14 protein-coding genes and 1 pseudogene are annotated in these 14,353 nt (G+C 46.9%); 7 read left to right on the top strand and 8 right to left on the bottom strand.

Features of this window, described 5'->3' with window-relative positions:
- Positions 1-41: 41 nt before the first annotated feature.
- Positions 42-332, bottom strand: coding sequence for a muconolactone Delta-isomerase (catC, locus tag K0335_RS02430; protein WP_046077560.1), 291 nt, complete (start codon positions 330-332; stop codon positions 42-44).
- Positions 322-1,470, bottom strand: a complete 1,149-nt coding sequence (locus K0335_RS02425; RefSeq protein WP_001277046.1) for a muconate cycloisomerase family protein — start codon at positions 1,468-1,470, stop codon at positions 322-324. The genes catC and K0335_RS02425 overlap by 11 nt, the downstream gene beginning before the upstream one ends.
- Before the next feature lie 227 nt (positions 1,471-1,697).
- Here K0335_RS02425 and K0335_RS02420 point away from each other — a divergent pair, with 227 nt between their 5' ends.
- Positions 1,698-2,501, top strand: coding sequence for an IclR family transcriptional regulator C-terminal domain-containing protein (locus K0335_RS02420; protein WP_223685555.1), 804 nt, complete (start codon positions 1,698-1,700; stop codon positions 2,499-2,501).
- A 136-nt stretch (positions 2,502-2,637) separates the two neighbouring features.
- Here the strand turns inward: K0335_RS02420 and nhoA (K0335_RS02415) are convergent, their stop codons facing one another.
- Positions 2,638-3,483, bottom strand: coding sequence for an N-hydroxyarylamine O-acetyltransferase (gene nhoA / locus K0335_RS02415; RefSeq protein WP_104919742.1), 846 nt, complete (start codon positions 3,481-3,483; stop codon positions 2,638-2,640).
- A 174-nt stretch (positions 3,484-3,657) separates the two neighbouring features.
- Here nhoA (K0335_RS02415) and K0335_RS02410 point away from each other — a divergent pair, with 174 nt between their 5' ends.
- The gene (locus K0335_RS02410) at positions 3,658-4,227 is read left to right on the top strand and encodes a flavin reductase family protein (RefSeq protein WP_000085897.1); all 570 of its coding nucleotides are present in this window, start codon (positions 3,658-3,660) and stop codon (positions 4,225-4,227) included.
- 4 nt (positions 4,228-4,231) lie between these two features.
- Here the strand turns inward: K0335_RS02410 and pptA (K0335_RS02405) are convergent, their stop codons facing one another.
- On the bottom strand, positions 4,232-4,459 hold the full coding sequence (gene pptA, locus K0335_RS02405) for a tautomerase PptA (RefSeq protein WP_001120154.1): 228 nt from the start codon (positions 4,457-4,459) through the stop codon (positions 4,232-4,234).
- A gap of 62 nt (positions 4,460-4,521) precedes the next feature.
- Positions 4,522-5,526: a LacI family DNA-binding transcriptional regulator gene (locus K0335_RS02400; RefSeq protein WP_032243457.1), complete on the bottom strand. Its 1,005-nt coding sequence runs from the start codon at positions 5,524-5,526 to the stop codon at positions 4,522-4,524.
- A gap of 297 nt (positions 5,527-5,823) precedes the next feature.
- Here K0335_RS02400 and K0335_RS02395 point away from each other — a divergent pair, with 297 nt between their 5' ends.
- Together K0335_RS02395 and K0335_RS02390 are read left to right on the top strand one after the other, a co-directional pair.
- Positions 5,824-7,020, top strand: coding sequence for an L-talarate/galactarate dehydratase (locus K0335_RS02395; RefSeq protein WP_104919741.1), 1,197 nt, complete (start codon positions 5,824-5,826; stop codon positions 7,018-7,020).
- Between the two features lie 319 nt (positions 7,021-7,339).
- Positions 7,340-8,233, top strand: a complete 894-nt coding sequence (locus K0335_RS02390) for a PhzF family isomerase (protein ID WP_219393711.1) — start codon at positions 7,340-7,342, stop codon at positions 8,231-8,233.
- 118 nt (positions 8,234-8,351) lie between these two features.
- Here the strand turns inward: K0335_RS02390 and nhoA (K0335_RS02385) are convergent.
- Positions 8,352-9,164, bottom strand: a pseudogene (nhoA, locus tag K0335_RS02385) (N-hydroxyarylamine O-acetyltransferase).
- A 207-nt stretch (positions 9,165-9,371) separates the two neighbouring features.
- On the opposite strand from nhoA (K0335_RS02385), the gene K0335_RS02380 reads away from it, so the two are divergent.
- Complete coding sequence (locus K0335_RS02380) at positions 9,372-9,941, top strand: flavin reductase family protein (RefSeq protein ID WP_104919739.1); 570 nt, start codon at positions 9,372-9,374, stop codon at positions 9,939-9,941.
- A 5-nt stretch (positions 9,942-9,946) separates the two neighbouring features.
- Here K0335_RS02380 and pptA (K0335_RS02375) read toward each other — a convergent pair whose 3' ends face one another.
- Complete coding sequence (pptA, locus tag K0335_RS02375; protein WP_046077552.1) at positions 9,947-10,174, bottom strand: tautomerase PptA; 228 nt, start codon at positions 10,172-10,174, stop codon at positions 9,947-9,949.
- A 304-nt stretch (positions 10,175-10,478) separates the two neighbouring features.
- Here pptA (K0335_RS02375) and K0335_RS02370 point away from each other — a divergent pair, with 304 nt between their 5' ends.
- Entirely contained in the window at positions 10,479-12,455 is a 1,977-nt protein-coding gene (locus tag K0335_RS02370; protein ID WP_104919738.1) for an alkyl/aryl-sulfatase, read from the top strand.
- A gap of 94 nt (positions 12,456-12,549) precedes the next feature.
- Complete coding sequence (locus tag K0335_RS02365) at positions 12,550-13,599, top strand: GGDEF domain-containing protein (RefSeq protein WP_046077674.1); 1,050 nt, start codon at positions 12,550-12,552, stop codon at positions 13,597-13,599.
- Here the strand turns inward: K0335_RS02365 and K0335_RS02360 are convergent, their stop codons facing one another.
- A complete protein-coding gene (locus tag K0335_RS02360) occupies positions 13,600-14,217 on the bottom strand; it encodes a glutathione S-transferase family protein (RefSeq protein ID WP_104919737.1) in 618 nt (205 codons plus the stop codon).
- Between the last annotated feature and the right edge of the window lie 136 nt (positions 14,218-14,353).

Raw genomic sequence — 14,353 nt, 5'->3', positions numbered from 1 at the left:
AAGATAATGCCGGAGTTATCCGGCATGAGGTAAGATATTAATTAACGGTTATCATCACGAATTGAAGAAGGATGACGGCAAAGCGCCTCTACATTAATATCCATAAACGGATATAGCGGTAGTGCCATTAATAATTCATGTAATTCTTCGGCGTCTTTAACGTCAAATATACTGACATTGGCATAAAGACCGGCAACACGCCAGATATGACGCCATTTACCTTCACGTTGTAATTGTTGTGAATAATCTTTTTCACGTTTTTTTATATCTTCGATTTCAGCAAAAGGAATATCACGTGGAATATTCACAGTCATATCGACTTTAAATAACATGGTTCTCTCCTGTTACCGCGTTTCTTTTACGGGAATAGAAACGCAATTTGTCTTCATCCAGCTCCACACCCAGTCCTGGTGTTTGGGGGAGTGTTACCTGACCATCAGCAAAAGTGAGCGGTACACTAACGATGTCATCTTTTAACAGCAGCGGACCGAACATTTCTGTGCCCCACTGCAACGGTAGTGTTGACCAGGCGTGCAAAGAGGCAACGGTGCCAACAGTGCCTTCCAGCATGGTACCGCCATACAGCCCAATACCTGCCGCTTGCGCCACGCGAGCCAGTGCCAGCACACTGTTTGGACCACCTGCTTTGGCAATTTTCAGCGCATACGCACCACTAAATCCTTGTTGAGCCAGTTGATAACCGTCGTAAAGATTCGCCACCGCTTCATCAGCAAGAATTGCCGTTTCTACCTGATGGCTCAGACGTACCAGTGCGGCGTTATCCTGAGCACTGACAGGCTGTTCAATCAGATCCACGCCCATAGCCGCCAGCTCACGACATCCTTTGGCTGCTGTGGTGGCATTCCACGCCTGGTTAACATCGACGCGAATACTGGCGCGATCTCCCAGTGCCTCAACAATTGCTCTGGTATGCCGGAGATCAGCCTGCAACTCCCGCGCACCAATTTTGAGTTTAAAAGCCTGGTGACGCCCCTGCTCCAACAGATTCTCACCTTCAGCAATATCTTTTGTTGTGTCACCACTCGCCAGGGTCCAGAGGACAGGCAAGGTTGTTGACAAGCCACCGCCAAGAAGTGCCGAAACAGGTAATCCCTGTGCTTTACCCTGAGCATCAAGCAATGCGGTTTCAATCGCTGATTTGGCGAACGTATTCCCTTTGATCGCCGCATTCATTCGCGCTGTGATCGCATTAAGGTTGTCGGCTGGCTGCCCTTTTAACAAGGGAGTCAGGTAATCTGTAATTGCACAGGCGATGGCCTCCGGGCTTTCCACGCCGTAACTTAAGCCACCGATGGTGGTCGCTTCCCCTATCCCTGTAATACCGTCAGAACGGGTAAGACGCACAATGACCAGTGTCTGACACCCCATGGTGGTCATGGAAAGCTTGTGGGGGCGAATAGTTGGCAAATCTACCAGCCAACATTCGATGCGTTCTACGGTCGCGCTCATCGTCTCTTCCTGTGTATGAAATACATAACTTTTTCTACCGCCAGCGATAACCAACGGTGGTTGTGCTTTGACAATAGGAGCGAGCAGGCAAGATGGTCAACGGCGATAATCGAAATGTTGTGCGATAATCGGCACAAATGTTAACTTGAAGTTAATTGTGTGATCGAGGTGGTATAATGCAGTACTGCTGATGCCACATTTTTGGCAATGGGTATAGTAAATTTCGCATGGCGCATACAAAGAGGGAATCGATGAGTGATGTTATTGGGTACGCAAAAAATGATCCTAACTTTATGTTGTCGCTGGCGCGAGGGCTTGAGGTACTCAATGCATTTACGCCACAGCGACAACGACTGACTATCTCGCAATTAAGTCAGAAAACACAGATTTCTCGCGCCTCTGTACGTCGCTGCCTCTACACTCTCGCTGCACTTGGCATGGTGCACAGCCCGGATGGTCGCCATTACGAATTACTGCCCCGCGTACTGGCGGTTGGTCATGCATATCTTGCCGGAACGCCATTAGCAAAGGTGGCTCAGACGGCGCTTGATAGCCTGGGTAAGAGCCTTGGACAATCCTGTTCTGCTGCAACTCTTGATGGTGATAACGTGCTCTATATTGCCCGCTCAGCAGTCAATAATTTGCTTAGTGTAGATATTGGTCGTGGTAGTCGATTACCCGCATGGGCGACCTCTATGGGGAGAGTTCTGCTGAGTGCACTACCTGATGAACAATTAAACGTGACGTTGTCACGTATAAACATGATTCGCTATACCCCGCATACCCTGAATTCACTTTCTGCTTTACGTGAAGAACTGGCGCGAGTGCGCAGACAAGGCTATGCCCTGGCAGATCGGCAAATCGAGGTCGGTCTGTGTTCTCTGGCGGTCCCGTTATTATCCCGAAATAACCAGGTGGTTGCCGCGTTGAACGTGGGTGTCCCGTCTGCATCTATGAGCAGCGCAGAACTGAAAGAACTTGCACTCCCCGCTTTGCGCCGTGTCGCTATGGATTTATCCTTACAGTTGTAATCATTACTGTTTAATTCAATATGGGGAATTATCCCTTCGGGCAAACGAAAATTGCCTGATTAACTACGCTAATCAGGCCTTCAGTCTCTCTGTAATACACTGAATTTACGTGCTTTTATAGGTCGCCTGGCTAAAACTATTTTCCCGCTTCCGGGTGCGTATCAAACGCTGCCATCACCAGTGCCAGTTCATCTACGGTGAATACATGTTTTGCGTCATCCACACCCAATCCAAATTGTTCCTGCATCACAGCATACAGCGACGTCACATCTGGCAAATTCCGCTGCTCCACCGCATGACCATTTTCATAATGCGTAAAATGAAAATTGGTCAGAGTCAGCTTGCCACCGTCTGGTAAATGGCGGCACATCAGCAAATGATGACGAAAATGCGACTGCGGCCAGTGTGCCGACCAAAAATTACCCATCACATAATCGCTTTGTTGTTGCTCACAAAGATCAAAACGGTACATCGACTGCCAGTGCTGATGATGATTAAACTGCAAAATCCAGTCATTACCGTCCTGTAACAGGCGATATTCTCCGTGCGGCGTGGTCTGCGCGAGATCAGGAACTAAACGGATCGGAGCTGTCAGCGTCTGCCCGCCAAACCCCACATCGGCAATCCACTGCTTGCCTTCCAGTTCTACTAACAGTAACCGATGGGTTCGTGGCGGTAACACGGGAGGATTTGATAACACCACGCGGCCTAACAGACTGCGAACATTAAATCCCAGCTCGCGCAACACTCGTTCAAACACACCATTCTGCTCAAAGCAGTAACCACCCCGCCGTGCTGTCACCAGTTTTTCTTCCAGCGATTGATCATCAAGCAGCATTTCTCTCGGCAACAAAACGTCGATGTTCTCAAACGGGATGGTGCAATTGTGCTTAAGGTGTAACGCACGCAATGTGTCGATGTTTACCCCAGCAGCTCCCGACCAATTAATGCGGGCAAAGTAATGATTCAGAATGGGCGTCATAAGGCGTTCCTGTCAGTTGTATTCTCAACTTATAACCTGGATTAGACGCGACACCGGCTATTTTGTGCGTTCGCGGACGTCCATCACGTTAGCAAATCGCCGATCCCGTTAATTTCGTTGCTTATTGCGATACGAGCTACCCTTTTAAAAACCCCTTTATAGCGAGGCGATACCGTGAGTCGATTCATCCCTATCGAATTACACCATGCCAGCCGTCTGTTAAATCACGGCCCTACTATTCTGATCACTAGTTTCGATGAGCAATCCCAGCGGCGTAATATTATGGCAGCAGCCTGGTCGATGCCTGTAGAGTTCGAACCACCGCGAGTGGCCATTGTGGTGGATAAATCGACATGGACCAGAGAGTTGATTGAGCGTAACGGTAAGTTTGGCATTGTTGTTCCTGCTGTTGCAGCGACTAACTGGACGTGGGCGGTGGGAAGTGTATCGGGGCGTGAAGAAGATAAATTTAATTGCTATGGTATTCCGGTAGTGAAAGGTCCGGTGCTTGGTTTGCCACTTGTTGAAGAGAAATGTCTGGCGTGGATGGAGTGTCGCTTGCTTCCCGCGACTTCTGCTCAAGAAAAGTACGACACTCTCTTTGGCGAAGTTGTATCAGCAGCGGCAGACGCACGGGTATTTGTCGAAGGCCGCTGGCAATTTGATGACGATAAACTCAATACATTACATCACTTAGGTGCTGGCACGTTTGTTACCAGCGGGAAGCGAGTCACCGCTGGCTAATTTTTCACATACTGTAACCAGGCTTCTTAATCAAGGTATCCATCTGAGGAGCAATTTCTGCGTCCCAGATGGACTTCCACGATTCCGGTGGAATTTGTTGCAGTGCAACACTCACTGAGCTTTCTTTACTGCCCAAATGGCGAATGATGACGTCGGTAATATCTGCTGCCAGTGCTGCTTTTTGTTGAGAGTCCAGTTCACGCGGAAAACATTTGATATCGATATGCGGCATTGTTTTGCTCCTTTTGAAAGTATTAGCAAAGCTAGCACAGTCTGCGACTGGCATTTGTTTGTTTATGCGGAGTCGCGCTCAATAAGATGAAAACCAAGATCAATAATTGATGCGTCGCGTTCAATGTTTTCTATACGATCAGCAAGCAGTGCAGCAGCTCGTTGCCCCATCCCGCTTCTGTCGACACTCACTGTCGTAATGGAAGGCCGATTACTGGCGGCAAAATCGAGATTGCCAAAGCCCATTACTGCGATATCTTTTGGCACACGCATACCCTGACTTTCGGCTTGCATTATCGCGCCCTGAGCCAGGGTATCAGAGCTGCAGACAATGACATCAAATTCAGCCATAGCAAATAGCTCAGCAAGACCACTGCGTCCGAGCGACAACGACGCAGGCAGCGGAACATTGACTTGCGCCAGGTGAGAAACACCATGACGAAAAAATATGTCACACAGACCCTGTTTACGCTGAGCCGCCCGGCGATCATCAGTCCATAACAAACCAGGGCGACGATAACCTTTTTTAATTAAATATTCGCCTGCCGCCTGCCCCACTTTTTCATGAGAGAAACCAACTAACATATCAAGTGGCGTTGGCGTTAAATCCCAGATTTCTATCACCGGAATTGCTGCATTCAGGATGATTTTTTTCAGTTCATGGGTATGGTGAATACCCGTTAATACTACCCCGTCAGGACGGCGGGAAAGCAGTGTCGCAACCAGTTCAGCTTCTGTTTCTTCGCTATAACCTGTCACGCAGAGCAAAATATGATAGCCACGAATCGCCAACTCATCACTTAACGCCTGGATTGTATCAACAAACATACTGTTGTTGATTTGCGGTACTACTACGGCAATAAGTTTACTGCGCCGTGACGCCAGCCCTCCCGCCAGCGCATTGGGGATATACCCGGTTGCGCGTACCGCTTGCATAACTTTTTCCAGTGTTGCCGGGCGCACCAGTTGTGGTGTGTTCAGTGCCCGACTCACCGTCATTGACGATAATCCTGCATTACGGGCAACATCATCCAGCGTCGGCGCTCGTGGCGATTTTGGTATTTTCACAACAGAAGCCTCTGATTTATTTTGAATTTTATTCTGCATTGCTGCTCAAACTAAACTCCAGTCCCAACGGATACTTTGTCCAGATAATCATAGCGGATAGTTGATGAATGTTATCGCTATCATGAAAAATTGTGCATTTCCCCAGAATCACCTGGATCGTGATGCATTAAACAAAATAACTGATTATTCGGTCTTAAGTTGTGAGCTATTGTTCAATTATAACTCTTTCAACTGGAATGGTTATTTCATAGAGATTACTAATGTTAGCGCAAACATAATTGATAAATGGAGATAATCATGTCCTTAAGTGCCAATTCTGAAGCGGTCAGTTACGCCAAAGTTGCAAACGGCAAAACTGCTGCAGAAACCGGTGATCGTATTGAGTGGGTAAAATTGTCACTGGCTTTTTTGCCGTTAGCTACGCCTGTCAGCGACGCCAAAGTCTTAACAGGCAGACAAAAGCCATTAACGGAAGTGGCGATTATCATTGCGGAAATTCGATCTCGTGATGGTTTTGAAGGAGTAGGCTTCAGCTATTCAAAACGCGCTGGTGGCCAGGGGATTTATGCACATGCAAAGGAGATTGCCGATAATCTGCTTGGGGAAGATCCGAATGATATCGACAAGATTTATAGCAAATTGCTGTGGGCTGGTGCTTCTGTTGGACGAAGTGGAATAGCTGTACAGGCCATCTCCCCTATTGATATCGCCTTGTGGGATATGAAAGCTAAAAGAGCCGGGTTGCCATTAGCAAAATTACTGGGTTCACATCGGGATTCAGTGCAGTGCTACAACACATCCGGTGGTTTTCTGCATACTCCGCTCGATCAGGTATTAAAAAATGTTGTTATCTCGCGTGAAAACGGAATTGGCGGTATCAAATTAAAAGTTGGACAGCCTGACTGTGCGGAAGATATCCGTCGACTTACTGCGGTACGTGAAGCACTGGGGGATGATTTCCCGCTAATGGTGGATGCCAATCAACAATGGGATCGGGAAACAGCTATCAGGATGGGGCGAAAAATGGAACACTTTAATCTCATCTGGATTGAAGAGCCGCTGGATGCCTATGACATAGAGGGGCACGCGCAGCTGGCCGCTGCGCTGGATACCCCTATAGCAACCGGAGAGATGCTGACCAGTTTCCGCGAGCATGAGCAATTGATTCTTGGAAATGCCAGCGATTTTGTGCAGCCAGATGCTCCACGCGTGGGCGGTATCTCACCATTTTTAGAAATCATGGATCTGGCGGCGAAACATGGTCGTAAACTGGCACCGCATTTTGCTATGGAGGTTCATTTGCATCTTGCTGCAGCTTACCCACTGGAACCGTGGCTGGAACATTTTGAATGGTTAAATCCGCTATTTAACGAACAACTGGAACTGCGCGATGGACGGATGTGGGTTTCTGAACGTCATGGTTTAGGTTTTACGCTGAGTGAACAGGCACGTCGTTGGACACGGTTAAGCTGTGAATTCGGTAAACAGCCGTAAACAGGCAATAAATACTGAATTACAGTTCTACCCTGCTGATACCAGTGAAATGCTTAATTATTTTCAAAATACTGTTCCGGGAATACATCCGGAGCAGCATTTTGCACACAATATGCTTCATCTTTCAGTGATTACTACGGGATAACGATTTTAGTTTTCGGATATCATTTAAAGCGCTTTCAATCGATTTTTGAATGCTTTCAAGTTCAGATATATTGAAATTATAGCTTTAAGCACCGTCTATTTTATTGTCAGTACTCATTTTTGAATTATTAATAAAGAATTGAATGTCAATATTATTGACCACAGGAGAACGTTAATGAAACCGCAGATTTATCACGTCGATGCTTTTACCTCTCAACCGTTTCGCGGCAATTCTGCCGGTGTTGTTTTTCCCGCCGATAATTTTAGTGAAGTGCAAATGCAGCTTATCGCCCGCGAACTAGGTCATTCGGAAACCGCTTTTCTGCTGCGCAGCGACGACAGCGATGTACACGTTCGTTACTTTACGCCAACGGTTGAAGTGCCAATTTGCGGTCACGCGACGGTGGCTGCGCACTATGTACGTTCAAAGGTATTAGGTTTGGGAAATTGCACGGTCTGGCAAACGTCGCTAGCAGGAAAACATCGTGTGACTATCGAAAAGCAAAATGATGATTATCGTATTTCGCTGGAACAAGGTACGCCGGGCTTTGAGCCACCGCTGGAAGGTGAAACACGTGCGGAGATTATCAACGCATTGCATCTTACCGAAGACAATATTCTGCCGGGTTTGCCGATCCAGGTGGCAACCACAGGACACTCAAAAGTGATGATCCCGTTGAAACCAGAAGTGGATATCGACGCCCTTTCGCCTGACCTTGCTGCGCTGACCGCTATTAGTAAACAAATTGGCTGCAATGGTTTTTTCCCGTTCCAGATCCGCCCTGGCAAAAATGAAACCGATGGTCGCATGTTCTCACCTGCGATTGGTATTGTGGAAGATCCGGTGACCGGGAATGCCAATGGCCCGATGGGCGCATGGTTGGTACATCACAACTTACTACCCCATGACGGCAGCGTGTTGCGTGTTAAAGGCCATCAGGGGCGCGCACTGGGGCGTGACGGCGTGATTGATGTGACGGTGACAATTCGAGATAACCAACCGGAGAAAGTTACCATTTCCGGCACGGCAGTGATTCTTTTCCATGCTGAATGGGCCATTGATTTTTGATATCGTTGCCTGATGCGCTTCGCTTATCAGGCCTACAACCGCAACGTAATTTATTGAATCTGTTGGCTAATGTAGGCCGGATAAGGCGTTTATGCCGCATCCGGCAACCTGACATAAATTATTTTCCCGCCTCAGGGTGCGTATCAAACGCCGCCATCACCAACACTAAATCATCCACAGTAAAGCCATGTTTCGCATCATCCACACCCAGACCAAACTTTTCCTGCATCACGGCATATAACGACGCCACATCCGGTAGATTTCGCTGCTCCACTGCATGTCCATTTTCATAGTGGGTAAAATGAAAATTGATCAGCGTCAGTTTGCCGCCATCCGGCAAATGGCGGCACATCAGCAAATGATGGCGAAAATGCGACTGCAGCCAGTGCGCCGAACAGAAATTCCCCATCACATAATCACTTTGTTGTTGTTCACAGAGATCAAAACGGTACATCGACTGCCAGTGCTGATGATGATTAAACTGTAACACCCAATCATCACCCTCCTGCAACAACCGATACTCTCCGTGTGGCGTGGTCTGCACGAGATCGGGAAATAAAAGAATCGACGCGGTAAGCGTCTGCCCACCAAAACTGACATCAGCAATCCAGCGTTCTCCTTCCAGTTCGACTAACAGCAAGCGATGGGTACGTGGCGGTAACACTGGAGGATTTGATAACACCACACGCCCTAACAAGCTACGAACGTTAAACCCCAGCTCCCGCAACACCCGCTCAAACACGCAATTCTGCTCAAAACAGTAGCCGCCACGACGGGCTGTCACCAGTTTCTCTTCCAGCGATTGATCATCAAGCTGTATTTCCCTCGGCAGCAAAACGTCGAGGTTTTCATACGGAATGGTGCAATTGTGTTTCAGGTGTAATGCGCGCAGCGTTTAGATATTGACCGCAGCCGCTCCCGACCAGTTAATACGGGTAAATTAGTGATTCAGAATGGGTGTCATCAGGCGTTTCCGTTTGTGGTTTTCTCAATTTATAACCTGGAATAGACGCCGCACCGGCTATTTTGTGTGATCGCGGATATGCCTCACGTTCGCAAATCGCCAATCTCGTTAATTTCGTTACTTATTGCGTTACGAGCTACGCTTTTAAATCAACCTTCTTAGCGAGGCGATACCGTGAGCCGATTTATCCCCGTCGAATTACACCATGCCAGCCGTCTGTTAAATCATGGCCCAACTATTTTGATAACAACTTTTGATGAAAAATCACAGCGACGTAATGTGATGGCTGCGGCCTGGTCGATGCCGGTAGAGTTTGAACCGCCACGTGTGGCGATTGTGGTAGATAAATCGACATGGACCAGGGAGTTGATTGAGCGTAACGGTAAATTTGGCATTGTTGTCCCAAGTGTTGCAGCGACTAACTGGACGTGGGCGGTGGGAAGTGTCTCGGGTCGTGAAGAAGATAAATTTAATTGCTACGGCATTCCAGTAGTGAAAGGCCCGGTGCTTGGTTTGCCACTTGTTGAAGAGAAATGTCTGGCGTGGATGGAGTGTCGATTGCTACCAGCGACTTCCGCGCAAGAAAAATACGACACGCTGTTTGGCGAGGTGGTATCAGCAGCGGCAGACGCACGGGTATTTGTCGAAGGCCGCTGGCAGTTTGATGATGATAAACTCAATACACTACATCATTTAGGTGCTGGCACGTTTGTTACCAGCGGGAAGCGTGTTACGGCAGGTTAAGCATTTTACATACTGTAACCAGGTTTCTTTATCAGCGTCTCCATTTGGGGCGCAATTTCGGCGTCCCAGATAGCTTGCCATGATTCTGGTTGAATCTGCTGTAGAGCAATGCTTATCGAACTGTCTTTACTGTTCAGATGGCGAATAATAACGTCGGTAATATCTGCAGCAAGTGCTGCTTTTTGTTGTTCGTCCAGTTCACATGGAAAACATTTAATGTCTATGTGCGGCATGATTGTGCTCCTTTTGAAAGATGTCAGTAAAATTAACACACGTTGTGAATGTTATGTGTCCGGTGATGCTTTTTTACGGAAATAATGCCTACTTGAATTTGTACAGATTTGTACTACACCCTTTTAAATAAAGCGCCAACAAAAACGTTAACTTGCAGAATATATTCTTCGCCAACATGCCATTAAGAAAACATCAAGTTCCCGGCTTGCCAATTTATTAACGCCCATTATAGTTATTCTTGCCCTCACAAAAAAATTCATCCGTAATTACCCCCAATAAAAATCCATTCTGGAGACGCTTAAGATGCAGCTTAATCATATTGTTAAAAGTCTGCTAATAACGGGATTATTCACCACCAGTTCTTTGCCACTCCTCGCGGCGGAAGCCCCTAAAGACGCCACCGCAGCCACGCAACAAGCAAACAATTTACTTTACAGCCAATTACCATTTTCCGATAACACTGACTTTACTGATGCCCATAAAGGTTTTATTGCGCCTATCCCTCAGGACGTCATTAAGGGCGAACAAGGAAATGTTATCTGGGATCCACAACAATACGCTTTTATTAAAGAAGGTGATAAAGCCCCTGATACGGTGAATCCAAGTTTATGGCGTCAGGCGCAACTGATAAATATCAGCGGATTATTTGAAGTGACTGAAGGTGTCTATCAGATTCGTAACCTCGATTTATCAAATATGACCATCATTGAAGGCAAAGAGGGTATTACCGTCGTTGATCCCCTTGTTTCAGCAGAAACAGCCAAAGTGGGTATGGATCTCTATTACAAAAATCGCGGTAAAAAACCGGTAGTAGCGGTTATCTACACACACAGTCATGTCGATCACTACGGTGGTGTTCGCGGCGTAATTGATGAAGCTGACGTTAAATCAGGCAAAGTTAAAATCTATGCGCCAGCCGGATTTTTGGAGGAAGCCGTTTCCGAAAATATTATGGCTGGCAATGTGATGAGCCGACGAGCCAGTTATATGTATGGCAACTTATTGAAACCTGATGTTAAAGGTCAGGTTGGCGCGGGACTGGGAACAACCACTTCAGCAGGAACGGTCACGTTGATTGCTCCTACTAACTACATCACCAAAACCGGACAAAAAGAAACTATTGACGGGTTGACCTATGATTTCTTGATGGCGCCAGGTTCTGAAGCACCTTCTGAAATGCTGTGGTTTATTGAAGAAAAGAAACTGATCGAAACCGCTGAAGATGTTACGCATACCCTTCATAACACCTATTCGCTGCGTGGGGCTAAAATTCGCCAACCGCTGCCGTGGTCAAAATATATTAACGAAGCTCTCAATTTATGGGGAGATAAGGCCGAGATTATTCTCGCTCAACATCACTGGCCAACCTGGGGCAACGATAACGTGGTCAAACTGCTTAAAAGCCAGCGTGATTTGTATCGTTACATCAATGATCAAACTCTGCGTATGGCAAATCAAGGGATGACACGTGATGAAATTGCCGCAAACTTTAAACTGCCCTCGTCACTGGCTAACACCTGGGCGAATCGCGGCTATTACGGTTCGGTAAGTCATGACGTGAAAGCAACTTACGTGCTTTATCTCGGCTGGTTTGATGGTAACCCCGCGACGCTTGATGAACTGCCGCCAGAAGAAGGCGCAAAAAAATTCGTCGAGTATATGGGCGGTGCTGATGCCATTTTACAGAAAGCCAAACAAGATTATGACCAGGGTAATTTCCGCTGGGTTGCCCAGGTTGTTAGTAAGGTGGTGTTTGCCGATCCAAACAACCAGGCAGCGAGAAATCTGGAAGCTGATGCGCTTGAGCAGTTAGGCTATCAGGCTGAATCTGGGCCGTGGCGTAATTTTTATCTCACAGGCGCACAGGAATTGCGTAATGGCGTACAAAAATTACCAACACCAAATACTGCCAGCCCTGACACCGTGCGTGCAATGACGCCAGAGATGTTCTTTGATTATCTTGCCGTCCATATTAATGGTGAGAAAGCGGCAGATGCCAAAGCTGTACTGAATTTCGATTTTGGTGAAGATGGCGGCACCTATAAAGTGGAGCTTGAAAATGGTGTTCTCAATCATACTGCTGGTGTAGAGGCTTCGGATGCTGATGCCACTATCACTCTGTCTCGTGATGTATTGAACAAAATTGTACTGAAAGAAGAGACGCTGAAAGAAGCCACGGACAAAGGAGATGTCAAAATTACTGGCAAAGCGGAAAAACTCAACGAGCTGTTGGGTTATATGGATAATTTTGAATTTTGGTTCAATATAGTGACACCATAAATTTACTGTATACCGGGCAGGTATCCTGCCCTTTTTTGGTTAAAAAATGGCTGAACGAAGAAAAACGCATCACTCGTGGAAAACCCGCCGCGATATGGTTATTCGCGGCATGACGATTAGTTTGCCATGGTTTGCTTTTATCAATGTCAGTTTTGCATTGATGATTTTGCTGCGCCGTGTTCTGTTTAATGACCTTACTCCTCCCTGGTTAAATGAAAAAAGCCTTATACATTCTATTGATATATCTGCAACGGGTATTCTGCTGATTTGCAGTGGTTTACTACTCATCCCTCGGCAAAAAACATTACCTATCCAGGTGCTATTAGTTGCCCTGAGCCTGCTATGGTCATGGTGTAGTTATCACTTTATTGCGTACTGGACGCTGCAGTTTGCTTATCCACTATGTGTATTATTAATGCTTAGTGGCGTTGTCGCACTTTATTTCCATACCCCATCATTGCTCGCATTTGTCATTCCCTTATGGTTCACCACTCCAATAGCGAGCCTTATGCTTAATCAACAGGTTAATATTCATTTTGCTGTTATCTGGTGTATTTTTTCACTGGCGTTATATGGTGGGCGACTCATTTTGTTACGTTGGTTTGAAGAAGCATGGGAACAAAACAGCTATAACAACCAGTTAATTAATCGCCTTGATGCATTAGCACATCGTGATCCTTTAACTGGGATAGCAAACCGACGTGCAATGAACAGTATCTTACACGACGCGATAGATAACGGCGGGTCATTTGCTCTTATTATGCTGGATGTCGATTTTTTTAAACGTTACAACGACACTTACGGGCATCCTGCTGGGGATCGTTGTCTGATACAAGTTGCCGACGCTCTACAGCGTTCAACTCGCCAGTCGGAGGATGTTGTTGTCCGTTATGGTGGCGAAGAGTTTGCCATCATACTTTTTAATGCAACATTGCCGGAAGCAGAGACGGTAGCAGCCAGAGTGAAGCAAGAACTTAAACTGGCAGCTATCCCGCATCAGGCATCTGCGGTTAATGCATTCGTTACGGTTAGTCAGGGGATTACCTGTTCTGCTCCCGCAAAAACGGCTGAACAAATTATTTCAGATGCCGACGCCGCGTTATACCGGGCGAAAGAAAGTGGGCGAAATCGATGGGAAAAATAATTAAATGATTCCATTCCTCTTTAGTATCCCTTTTAGCTTTGGTATCTGACATACAGCATCAGCAATCGCACTGATATTCGTGGCATTATCCTGAAACCATTCATGCCCAGGCCCCCATGTGCGCATTGTGCAAAGATAACAGTCCACCAGCGTTAGTTGCTCACCAAACGCATAAGGTTCAGCGGTCAATTGTGAATTCAGCCAGTTATAAAGCGATTTGCGATATTCAATAACATTCTTCTTTAACTGTTCAGGTGCGTCAGATGCCCAACGCTCAGGGTAATCGGCGAAAGTGAATGTTGGATAGACATTAGCAACCAGCCAGACCAATAGCCGTTGAAACTGCTGACGTTCGGCACGCCCAACTGGTGGCGCAAGATCCGGGCTGCGGTCGAGCACCATTAGCGCAATAGCCGCGCTTTCGGTCATAATCTCGCCATTTTCCAGCGCCAGTGTCGGAACCTGACATAGCGGATTGAGCGTTTGCAATAGCTCACGCGCAATACCTTCACTGTCAAAACCGCTGACATCAACAAACTTATAGGGAATATCTGCCAGCGTAAGCATGAGTTCGCTGATTGTAGAACCCCATCCCGGCACACCATACATCTTTAACATAGCGCCTCCAAAACGCCTAAAAGCTTAAGTGTAGAACACCCATTTCACACTGAGTTGAGGGGCCAGAAGCTCCTTTCTGACTCTTTTATCACCACACGCCTGAATTACCCCCTAATTTATATGGTTATTTTTTGCA

Origin of the sequence: Escherichia sp. GZ89, assembly GCF_019366485.1 — a bacterium.
GTDB classification, from domain to species: domain Bacteria; phylum Pseudomonadota; class Gammaproteobacteria; order Enterobacterales; family Enterobacteriaceae; genus Escherichia; species Escherichia fergusonii.
The sequence above is the reverse complement of the archived record's forward strand: the minus strand, read 5'-3'. Positions and strand labels throughout refer to the sequence as shown.

Excerpts from the sequence above, each read along its gene's own strand:
- catC (WP_046077560.1), bottom strand. The coding sequence starts at position 332 with ATGTTATTTAAAGTCGATATGACTGTGAATATTCCACGTGATATTCCT.
- K0335_RS02425 (WP_001277046.1), bottom strand. The coding sequence starts at position 1,470 with ATGAGCGCGACCGTAGAACGCATCGAATGTTGGCTGGTAGATTTGCCA.
- K0335_RS02420 (WP_223685555.1), top strand. The coding sequence starts at position 1,698 with ATGGCGCATACAAAGAGGGAATCGATGAGTGATGTTATTGGGTACGCA.
- nhoA (WP_104919742.1), bottom strand. The coding sequence starts at position 3,483 with ATGACGCCCATTCTGAATCATTACTTTGCCCGCATTAATTGGTCGGGA.
- pptA (WP_001120154.1), bottom strand. The coding sequence starts at position 4,459 with ATGCCGCATATCGATATCAAATGTTTTCCGCGTGAACTGGACTCTCAA.
- K0335_RS02395 (WP_104919741.1), top strand. The coding sequence starts at position 5,824 with ATGTCCTTAAGTGCCAATTCTGAAGCGGTCAGTTACGCCAAAGTTGCA.
- K0335_RS02390 (WP_219393711.1), top strand. The coding sequence starts at position 7,340 with ATGAAACCGCAGATTTATCACGTCGATGCTTTTACCTCTCAACCGTTT.
- pptA (WP_046077552.1), bottom strand. The coding sequence starts at position 10,174 with ATGCCGCACATAGACATTAAATGTTTTCCATGTGAACTGGACGAACAA.
- K0335_RS02370 (WP_104919738.1), top strand. The coding sequence starts at position 10,479 with ATGCAGCTTAATCATATTGTTAAAAGTCTGCTAATAACGGGATTATTC.
- K0335_RS02365 (WP_046077674.1), top strand. The coding sequence starts at position 12,550 with ATGGTTATTCGCGGCATGACGATTAGTTTGCCATGGTTTGCTTTTATC.
- K0335_RS02360 (WP_104919737.1), bottom strand. The coding sequence starts at position 14,217 with ATGTTAAAGATGTATGGTGTGCCGGGATGGGGTTCTACAATCAGCGAA.